Source organism: Gelidibacter sp., assembly GCF_039916245.1.
In the GTDB taxonomy this organism is placed as follows: Bacteria; Bacteroidota; Bacteroidia; order Flavobacteriales; family Flavobacteriaceae; genus Gelidibacter.
Genome location: NZ_JBDSLS010000280.1, coordinates 1 through 10,282 on the forward strand (window position 1 = coordinate 1; position 10,282 = coordinate 10,282).

At 37.3% G+C, this 10,282-nt stretch carries 10 protein-coding genes; 6 read left to right on the forward strand and 4 right to left on the reverse strand.

Translation table 11 applies throughout. The annotated features are described in order from the left end of the window. Together coaD and ABIQ28_RS14340 are read right to left on the reverse strand one after the other, a co-directional pair. Nucleotides 1-348: pantetheine-phosphate adenylyltransferase (gene coaD / locus ABIQ28_RS14335; protein ID WP_348038481.1), on the reverse strand; the 348-nt coding region annotated here is incomplete at its 3' end. Between the two features lie 80 nt (nt 349-428). Continuing rightward, nucleotides 429-1,406 carry a D-alanine--D-alanine ligase gene (locus tag ABIQ28_RS14340; RefSeq protein WP_348038499.1) on the reverse strand — a complete coding sequence of 326 codons (978 nt, stop codon included), beginning with the start codon at nt 1,404-1,406 and terminating at the stop codon, nt 429-431. Nucleotides 1,407-1,785: 379 nt separating this feature from the next. Here ABIQ28_RS14340 and ABIQ28_RS14345 point away from each other — a divergent pair, with 379 nt between their 5' ends. The 3 genes from ABIQ28_RS14345 (at nt 1,786) to yaaA (ending at nt 4,677) form a co-directional block, all read left to right on the forward strand. Next, entirely contained in the window at nt 1,786-2,349 is a 564-nt protein-coding gene (locus tag ABIQ28_RS14345) for a PASTA domain-containing protein (RefSeq protein ID WP_348038483.1), read from the forward strand. Beyond that, nucleotides 2,349-3,407, forward strand: coding sequence for an RluA family pseudouridine synthase (locus ABIQ28_RS14350; RefSeq protein WP_348038485.1), 1,059 nt, complete (start codon nt 2,349-2,351; stop codon nt 3,405-3,407). The genes ABIQ28_RS14345 and ABIQ28_RS14350 overlap by 1 nt, the downstream gene beginning before the upstream one ends. A gap of 511 nt (nt 3,408-3,918) precedes the next feature. Then, nucleotides 3,919-4,677 carry a peroxide stress protein YaaA gene (gene yaaA / locus ABIQ28_RS14355; RefSeq protein ID WP_348038487.1) on the forward strand — a complete coding sequence of 253 codons (759 nt, stop codon included), beginning with the start codon at nt 3,919-3,921 and terminating at the stop codon, nt 4,675-4,677. A gap of 57 nt (nt 4,678-4,734) precedes the next feature. On the opposite strand, the gene ABIQ28_RS14360 is transcribed toward yaaA, so the two are convergent. Beyond that, nucleotides 4,735-4,866 (reverse strand): 30S ribosomal protein THX, encoded by a 132-nt coding sequence (locus ABIQ28_RS14360; RefSeq protein WP_348038489.1) that lies wholly within the window; start codon nt 4,864-4,866, stop codon nt 4,735-4,737. 151 nt (nt 4,867-5,017) lie between these two features. Here ABIQ28_RS14360 and ABIQ28_RS14365 point away from each other — a divergent pair, with 151 nt between their 5' ends. From ABIQ28_RS14365 to ABIQ28_RS14375, 3 genes are all read left to right on the forward strand, one after another. Further along, nucleotides 5,018-5,707: a hypothetical protein gene (locus tag ABIQ28_RS14365; protein ID WP_348038491.1), complete on the forward strand. Its 690-nt coding sequence runs from the start codon at nt 5,018-5,020 to the stop codon at nt 5,705-5,707. Beyond that, the gene (locus ABIQ28_RS14370; protein WP_348038493.1) at nt 5,708-6,451 is read left to right on the forward strand and encodes a uracil-DNA glycosylase family protein; all 744 of its coding nucleotides are present in this window, start codon (nt 5,708-5,710) and stop codon (nt 6,449-6,451) included. A gap of 112 nt (nt 6,452-6,563) precedes the next feature. After that, nucleotides 6,564-7,364 (forward strand): tryptophan-rich sensory protein, encoded by an 801-nt coding sequence (locus ABIQ28_RS14375; RefSeq protein ID WP_348038495.1) that lies wholly within the window; start codon nt 6,564-6,566, stop codon nt 7,362-7,364. A 209-nt stretch (nt 7,365-7,573) separates the two neighbouring features. Here ABIQ28_RS14375 and ABIQ28_RS14380 read toward each other — a convergent pair whose 3' ends face one another. After that, a complete protein-coding gene (locus ABIQ28_RS14380; RefSeq protein ID WP_348038497.1) occupies nt 7,574-9,379 on the reverse strand; it encodes a serine hydrolase in 1,806 nt (601 codons plus the stop codon). Nucleotides 9,380-10,282 lie beyond the last annotated feature (903 nt).

Sequence of the window (10,282 nt, forward strand, 5' to 3'; positions counted from 1 at the left end):
TAAAAATACGGTTTCAATTTTTGAAAGTTTTCTGTTCGTGTGAGCAATTGCTTTTTCAAATTCAAAATCGGCGGGATTGCGCAAACCTCTTAAAATAAACTGCGCATCAATCTGTTTGCAGAAATCGATGGTCAAACCTTGATACGTCATCAATTTTACTTTGGGCTGATCTTTAAAGGTCTCTTCCATAAACTTCAGACGCTGTTCTAAAGTGAACATATATTTTTTATCAGCATTGATACCAATGGCAACAACGACTTCATCAAATAGTTTGATTCCGCGATTGATAATATCTAAGTGACCTAACGTAATCGGGTCAAAAGACCCTGGGAATAGTGCGCGTTTCATTGACAATTTTTTGTCATTCCCTCGCAAGAGGGAATCTCATTATAAATCAAATATACTTATTAATTTTTCATTCTTAATTTTCAACTCTTCAGGCTTTCCTCAATCGCATTCCCAAACAAATCCATCAAACTAATATCAGCCACAGCAGCCTGTTGTGGTAAAATACTAGCTTTGGTCATCCCGGGAACGGTGTTGACTTCCAATAAATGGGGTTCGCCATCCTTAAAGATGAATTCACTGCGGCTAAAACCTTTCATTTTTAAAACCTCATATACTTTTTTGGCAACTGTTCTTACTTTTTCCTCTTGTTCGTCGGTCAATCGTGCAGGCGTAATTTCTTGCGACTGTCCCAAATATTTGGCCTGGTAATCAAAGAAATCATTCTCACTCACAATCTCAGTGATAGGCAGCACGGTCACTTCGCCTTTGTACGTGATGACGCCAACGGAGACCTCGATACCATCCAAGAAAGACTCAATGATCACTTCATCATCTTCCTTAAATGCCACTTCCAATGCTTTTTTAAATTCCTCTTTTTTATAAACCTTGCTAATCCCAAAACTGCTTCCGGCTTTATTGGCTTTAACAAAACATGGTAAACCCACTTTAGCAATAATGGCATCTTCATCAAGGACATCTCCTAAATTCACATAATAGGATTCTGCCGTTTTAATTCCGTATGGTTTTAAAGCGCTTAAACAATCACGTTTGTTAAAGGTCAATGCCGCTTGGTACATATCGCAACTGGTTTGCGGAATCCCGAGCAATTCCAAATAACCTTGCATAAAACCGTCTTCTCCAGGTGTGCCATGAATAGCATTAAACACACAATCAAATTTGGTTTTAGCACCTTTCACAGTAAATGAAAAGTCGTTTCGATCAATCGGATGCTCGTTGTTGTCGGCATCTACATATACCCATTTGTCCTTGAAAATATGAATTCTAAAAGCGTTGTATTTAGTAGGATCAAGCGTTTCATAAACCACTTGTCCGCTTTTTAGGGAAATTTCGAACTCGCTCGAAAAACCTCCCATGATGATTGCAATATTTTTTTTCATGCGTACTTCCCACGAAGGTGGGAATCTCATTATTTTAAGTTAATATTCTTAGTGCAAACCTACCTCCGATGATAGGTTATAAAACTCAATTAAATTAGCCACGAAGGCTTTCAAAACTACTGTTTCAGTCTCTCTTTTTGAATAGAGATTGTTTAAGCTTTTTTCCTGATATCCGTTCTTGCGACTACATTACCCGATTTTCGGGGTAATAATTACAATTACTGTTTTTGTCGCAAATAGTGAACTCACAATAAACAAGCATTTTTGTTGTTAAATACTCGTAAATTCGCTGCTTATCTCCACAAACAAAAATATCACAATAAAAGCAAAAGAAAAAGCGGTTGTATTTATATATCTTTGTCACTTATAACAAATTTTCATGAGTCTTATAAAATTTTTATCGAGTAAAGTGTTCTTAAAACAAATTATTCTGGCGGTTGTTGCCTTAGTAGTTTTAACTTTTTTCTTATTGAAATGGTTAGATTATCGCACCAACCACGGGAGTTTTGTGACTGTTCCTGATTTGGCAGGGAAAAGTATCGCAACAGCTGAAATTGAATTAAGGGATAATGATTTGGCTATGGAAATCCAGGATTCTGCCAATTTCAATCCCAAATACCCAAAATACTCTGTTATTGAGCAATATCCATTAGCAGGAAGTCAAGTCAAAGAAGATCGCAAAGTCTATTTAATTTTAAATCCCTCAGGATATCGCAAGGTCGAAGTACCTTTTGTGGTTGGCCGTACCTTCCGCCAAGCCAAACCGACTTTGGAAGCTATCGGATTTGAAGTAGGTAGAATATCATACATTGATGATATTGGAAAAGATGAGGTGCAATCCATCTCATTTGAAGGCAAATCGATCAAAGCGGGCGATTTACTGCCGATGACCTCCAAAATTGATTTGGTTTTGGGGAATGGAAATAGAGGTTTAGAGGAATAATGACAGACGAAAATACACCCAGTTTAGAAGATCAACACGACGATGAGTTGTATGAGCATTATGCTTTTACAGCCGTAAAAGGTCAAACGCCCTTGCGTATTGACAAATATCTCATGAATTTTATTGAAAACGCAACGCGCAATAAAATTCAGGAGGCTGCTAAAAACGGTAGCATTTATGTTAATGACGTTCCCGTAAAATCCAATTATAAGGTCAAGCCTTTTGATGTAATTCGAGTGCTTTTTGAGCATCCACCTTATGAGTATTTGCTGACGCCAGAAGATATTCCGCTGAATATTGTCTATGAAGATGATGATTTACTCGTGGTCAATAAAGAAGCTGGCATGGTCGTACATCCCGGTCACGGCAATTATTCGGGCACGCTCATCAACGCCTTGATTTATCATTTTGAAAATCTGCCAAATAATTCCAGTAACCGACCTGGTTTAGTGCATCGTATTGACAAGGATACCAGCGGCTTGTTGGTCATTGCCAAAACCGAAGCGGCCATGGCGCATCTGTCCAAACAGTTCTTTGACAAAACCAGTGAGCGCGAATATGTCGCACTTGTTTGGGGAAATATGGAGGAAGACGAAGGCACGATTGAAGGTCATATTGGCCGTCATCCAAAAAATAGGTTACAAAACACCGTATTTTTAGACGATGATGAAGAAAAAGGAAAACCTGCCGTTACGCATTTTAAAGTGATGGAACGCTTAGGATACGTCACTTTGGTGTCTTGCAAATTAGAAACTGGTCGTACACACCAAATCCGTGTGCACATGAAACATATTGGGCATACGCTATTCAATGATTCCCGTTATGGTGGCGAAAAGATTTTAAAAGGCACCACATTTTCCAAATACAAACAGTTTGTTGAAAATTGCTTCAAAATTTTGCCGCGTCAAGCGCTGCATGCAAAAACCTTGGGCTTTGAGCACCCTACCACAGGTGAATTCATGAGTTTTGACTCTGAAGTGCCTCAAGATATGGTGGCCTGTATCGAAAAATGGCGTCATTATGCCAAGCATAAGGATATGGAAATCGAAGAAGAGTGATTGAGATTTTTTTTAAGATTTAGATGTTTTTTTATTTGGGCGTTACCCTCTTCCAATAAATTTACAGAGGGTCAGGCTGTCACTACTCGCTCCTGCCAAAGGGCAGGGAGCTCAAACATGCCGTTTCATCCTTAACGCAGGTGTCGGCATAAGTGAGATTTCTTTTGTAACATCAGGACATGGATCTTGATTAAGAATGAATTCCTTCACTTTTCAAGGGAAGGTGGCTTTAATTTCAGTTGAGAAATTAAAGCAGGAAGGGTTTGAATTATTAATAATTATACTTTGAATCTCTTGTATTTATTTTAATTCTCGAGTTTCATTTTTATTTGGGCGTTACCCTCTTCCAATAAATTTCCAGAGGGTCAGGCTGTCACTACTCGCTCCTGCTAAAAGGCAGGGAGCTCAAACATGCCGTTCCATCCTTAACGCAGGTGTCGGCATAATTGAAATTTGTTTTGTAACTTTGAGTTTCAATTTTTTCACGATTAAATATCAGCTTCCCATTTCTATGAAACTTGTCATATCTCCTGCAAAATCCTTGGATTTTGAAACCCAAATACCAACAGACAAAACCACACAACCTGAATTTTTAAAACAGTCTGAGCGTCTTAATAAAGAACTCAAAAAGAAATCGGTAAAAGCTTTATCAGAGCTTATGAAGATTTCTAATGATTTGAGCCAACTTAATTACGAGCGCAATCAGGAGTGGGAAACGCCGTTTACAACCGACAATGCGCGTCCTGCCATTTATGCATTTAATGGCGATGTGTATCGTGGCTTGGATGCGTATACCATTCCGGAAACCAAAATTGACCGTCTTCAAGATACCGTAAGAATTCTTTCAGGCTTGTACGGCGTTTTGAAACCTTTGGATTTAATGCAGCCTTACCGTTTGGAAATGGGCACCAAACTGAGCATCGGTAAAAATAAAAACTTGTACGAGTTTTGGAAACAGGAGATCACAAAAGCGTTGAACGACGAATTAAAGGACGATGAGCTCTTTCTTAATTTAGCCAGTGTTGAATATTTTAAAGCCCTGGACACCAAAGCTCTAAAAGTTCCAATAATCACTGTCGATTTTAAGGAATTAAAAAACTGGGAATATAAAACCATTGGGATTTACGCAAAACTCGCCCGCGGACTCATGACACGCTATGTCGTTGATGAACATGCAAAAACCTTGGATGACATCAAAGCTTTTGACATCGAAAATTACAGATTTCACGAAAAGCTATCTGGAGAGCATAATTTAGTGTTTACACGATAAAGAAAATGTCCTGTCTTCAAAATTTGAAAACAGGACATTTTTTATAACAAGGTTAACTCAAGGCTTTGTTTGTTTATCTACACTGATTTTTTCAAGGGTTGATTTCCTTTTTTTAATCCGAAGTCGTCTTACGCCATATGAACCTCTTGAAATTTTTCCTCGTCGCGTCTTTTTGTCTCCTTTTCCCATGTTTTTTAAGTTGTTTTAAGTTAATATGAATCAAATGTTAAGATACTAAATTTATAATATATCAAAGCATTATCTTTGTACTTTAATTTAATTTGACAGCATGTATTTATATTTAATTATCGCGTTTCAAGGTTTTTGTATATATCACCTATTGAAAAATAGGAATTCATACTATTGGATTTTTGCAATTCTGTTTTTACCGTTTGTTGGTTGTGTTACTTATTTGGTAACTCAGGTTTTAAATAAACGCGATACAGAAAAGACTCAGGGAAATCTAAGTACCATTATTGAGCCTTCCAAAAAAACTGCTTCTTCAGGAAAAGTGAAAGATTTAGAAGCGCAACTTGAGTTTACGGATACGTATCTTAATAGGATTAATCTCGCTGATGCTTACCTTGAAATACATAACTATACAGGTGCTATTGAACACTATCTTGTCGCCTTGGAAGATAAAACCCAGGACGATTTTTTTGTGAAAGCCCATTTGATTCAAGCCTATTATGCGATCAAAGATTATGATCAAGTCATTGCGTTTAGCGAAAGTTTGGAAAGTTATAAAGAGTATGAGAAATCAGAGATTCCATTTCTTTATGGGATGGCTTTGGCAGAAAAGGATAGAATAACTGAGGCAGAAAAACAACTGAGGCTTATGGATTGGCCTTATTCTAACTATAACGAACGTTTGGCATTGGCTAAATTTTTATTGCGCATTGATAAAACTATCGATGCCAAAGAACTTTTGGAAGAGCTGCATGTGGAAATGCAAAATTTGATTCCAACTAATAAGCGTATTTATAAAACGACTATCATTGAAGTAGAGCGATTGAAAAATACCTTGTAAATGTTTTTTCATCAGCACCCTTATCCGCCGTTTATAAAGGAAGATACTACCAAGTTGATTGTTGGTACTTTGCCACCGCCGCGATTTTCAGTAGGCGAGTTGTTGGAAAAGGATGTTGATTTTTGTTATGGCAGCTATTTCAATTCGTTGTGGCTTTATATCGATCAGATTTACAATCTTAATCTGCGATTTGATAATTCAGACGAAGCGGTGAATCAACGGAAAAGTTTTTTGATCGCACATAAAATCGGCATTTGCGATATTGTTGAAAGTTGCGAACGTGAAAAAATGAATGCCTCAGATTTGGGGATGCATAACATCCATTTGCGAAATATCGTCGGTTACCTTCAAAAATATCCCAATATTGATACCTTATTATTTACCGGAGGCAATAGTAAAAATGGCCCAGAATATTTCTTCAGAAAACATTTAAAAACTTACGGCTTGCAATTAAAATTGGTGTCGGATGAAGTGCCGCGCATACACGAATTTGTACTTCCTGCCAATCCAGAAGAAATTTTTATTCCGAAGGCTAGTGAGGAATCGCATAAAGGCACCATTTCGCCATCAAAATCTTTGCTTCATCCTGAGAAAAGAATCATCAAAACCGTTTCTCTGACTTCAGGATCGGGCGCTGCGAATATTTCCATTAGCAGAATACCGCTTTACCAACATCTTAAAGCTAAAAACCCGAATTTCAATACGTTCGATTTTAGGGTGATGCAATACCGCGAATTTATTTGAGTCCATTCTTCATTAAAAAAAGTTAATTTATTTTGTGATTTGTCGTAAATTCAAGCTGTCATGATAATCGTGATCAATCAAAACGCAATTCTCAAAATAACGCACTATTTCTATGAAAAAAGTTCTACAAATATGTAATGGTATTGCGCTCGTTTCTACCATTATCATTAATTACCTCTCCAATACTGGTGCCATTAACAATACAACGATTGGGGAGGTGTCCAATAATTTGAATTCCCTTTTTACACCCGCTGGCTACGCTTTTGCCATTTGGGGATTTATTTATCTGTTTTTACTCGGTTTTATTTTCTATCAAGGAAGAAGCTTATTTGTCAATGTTCGGGATGACAATTTTGTAATGCGCATTGGATGGTGGTTTGTGATATCCTGTGTGGCCAATTCGGTATGGGTGTTTTTATGGATTTACGGCTATACAGGTTTGTCGTGTGTGTTGATCTTTTTAGTGTTATTTTCCATACTGAAAATTATCATGAACAACGCCATGGAATTGTGGGATGCTCCAATTTCGGTCATTGTTTTTTTATGGTGGCCTTTTGTGTTTTATAGTGGCTGGCTTACGGTGGCAAGTATCGCAAATGTAGCCTCTTATTTGACCAAAATAGAATGGGGAGGCTTTGGAATGTCAGAAGAGGCGTGGACTGTTTTCATGATTATTGTGGCCATGATGATTAATTTGGCGATCACTTGGACACGTAATATGCGAGAATTTGCTTTAGTGGGTGCTTGGGCATTGATCGCGATTGCCTATGCCAATTATTATAATGCGGAGATGAGTATTGCCTATGTTGCAGGTGGAGCTGCACTTATTTTAATTGTGAGCAGTTTGATGCATGGGTATAAAAATAGAGCCACGAATCCTATGCAGAAAATGAAGGAATATCTAGCGAAATAATGTCTTTTTTTATTCGTTTTTAGGAGTGAAACTAAAATATTTTAAAGAGAAGATAATTACACTATTCAAAATATAACTCTAAATGAATGCTCGGTAGGAGTTTATTCAATTGTAATAAAGAGCTTGAAAGACTTTTCGCTGTTCTTTCTTGTCTTTCTTTGCACCGTTGCAAAGTGGTCTAAACTTCCTTCCATCTGCCTGTTCTAAGATTATTCCTTTTTCGTCTTAAACGTGCCGTTGGGCTGAATGAGATTCATTTCTGTTATAATATTGTTGTTTTCTAAAAACTCTACTTTAAATCCGTCGACGACTTTAAATGAAAATTTATGTTTTTCAGTAGGCATGAGTTCATATTCAGGTTGCCCTGGAACGAATAGATAAAGTACATTCTCGTTTTTAATGTAGATTTTCAATGGGGTGCCTAATAAGCTATAATTACCGACATATTGTTCTAAATCAGTAGTGCTGACATCAATCGTGTTAGGTGTTCTTTTGAAGGCAATAGGCTCAAGGGCGGATTCAGCTTTTAGGCTTACTTTGGAGATATCTCCACCATCACTTGTGGCAAAGTTAAATCGCATGGGGCTCGCATCGGTGGTGTCGATTCCTGTTTTGGTCACTTCAAAAGGTTCAAAAACATCATAATGGTAATGTTTTAAATACATTTTCATACGTTTGAAATTTGCGAATAAAGAGTCGTTTTCCACAGTGATATTGAAACCTCCATACCCCGAATTACCATAACTCCCCGTATAGTCTTGCATGACATGAGAGTGTTTAGTGTTTTTTACTTGAGCAGTTGCCTTGTCTTCCAGCTTCAGTTCTGCTTCCATCTTTTTAGTTTTTGCTTTGTTTTCAATAAATCTTTTCGCCCAATTAGTGGTTTTTCCACCTAAAAGTCGATCGGCAATAGTATTTCTAACTAAGTTAGGAACTGCTGAACCATCTTGATTGGACAATACGACAATCCCAATTTTATCGCTCGGAAAAAACGCAATGTTTGCTGAAAATCCGTCGATATTCCCACCATGCTCTACCCGATAATGACCTCTATATGAGGATAGCATCCACCCATAACCATAGTTTGCGAAGTGTAGATCTGGATTTTCTTCGTCAGGTAAAGCGGCAGTTATTACCATTTGAGAACTCATCGCTTCATTAATGTAAGCTTCCGTTAAAATCTGTTTGTCATGATATTTTCCTTTATTGATCCACATTTTTAACCAATGCGAAATCTCATTCGCACTGCTGTAAATGCTTCCCGCAGGACTCATTCCTGAAATGTCATAATAGTCTAATTTGCTGATTTGGTCGTTCTTTTTGAGTTTATATCCCAAGGCGGCATTGTCCATTTTTTTTAATTCTGACAATAAAGTCTGTGAACGTGACATTTCTAAAGGGTCAAAAAAACGCGTTTTGATATTGTCTTCCCACGATTGACCTGTAATCTTTTCTGCAATGACGCCTTGTGCCAAAAACATGAAATTATTATAATTCCACTCTTGTCGGAGTCCTGTAAAAGGTTCTTGATAGGCAATACGCTGAATTAAGCTGTCTTTATCGGCAGATGGAAATAGATACCAGCTGATATCATGGCGTGGTAGGCCAGTGCTATGACGCATCAAATCTTTAATGATGACATTGTTGTTTAAATTGTCATTATAAAACTTTAACTCTGGAATATATTTTATGGGATTGTCATTCAACGATAATTTGTCTTCTGCACTGAGTTGACCTAAGAGGGCTGAGGTGAATGCTTTTGTGGAAGAACCAATGGCAAACAAGGTGTTCGCGTCAACTGGGACTTTGTTTTCATAATCGCTATAACCAAAACCATTGGCATAAATGACCTTATCGCCATCAACAACAGCAACTGAAAATCCAGCGGCTTTGGTAGCCTCTAGAATCGCGTTGAGATCTTTTTCAATGCCTTTGAGACGTTTGTCGGTTTGTGCGTAAGTGTAGTTGGATGTGAAAACGGTAAAACAAAAAATAATACAGATGAATTTTTTCATGGGCGTTGGTTTTTTAATGATTATTTTATCAGTAGCCATAAGTTTGGAAAAGTTACGCTTTTCGTTGTAAAAGTTTATAGGCCATGATATTATTTGTTGAAGATAAAATATGAAGTATCGCTTTTGTTTTTTTTAGACACGAATTTGTAGGCTTCTGTACGTGTAATTCTTAAAATTGTATAAACACCAGATTAATTAGTTTTCCTGAGCTATTTTAATACTCTGATAAAGAGCTGTCTGAAGTTATGTATCCTGAATCAATAATCCCTTTCTCCTTAAATCCTTTGCCTAGTTTTATTAAAAAAAACTCTATCTCCGATTTGGATTTGTTTATGATTTTTACAACTCCACATTTCTGTGAATTCTCCAGATATATTAAACTCCGAGATTTTATTCTCTAAATGTTCCCAAGGCCATTTTATGGTATTCCATGAAAATAAATATGTTCTCAATTTATCTAATATTTTTTTGTGTGTTCTAATTGCTACAGCGTTTATGTGTAAGAATAGTTGCGGTGGCAAACACCTAAAATACTAAACAGTAAACTTGCCTGTGGAAATTCCGCAGGGATTTCCAAGTAGGCGAGGACAAGCCATTGATTATACACATTGTTGAACTAAACCTAAAGGTAGCTTCACGAGACGTTTCCATCACGATTCACTACCTTTAGGATCAAGGTTTAATGTAATACTCAATATTATGAAAAAAAAATGACACCCTCATTGAAAGGGCGATTATTTCGGTTCCAGGGTTTGCAGCACTCTACCACAAACTAAAGCGTTCGGTAGAACTCTCCGGCAAAAGCCAAAGCACCCTTACCAACTATGCCCGCTGCCTGGCGCACATCGGATTCCATTTCAACTGTAGTCCACTTGACCTGGATCAGGAACAGATCCTGGATTA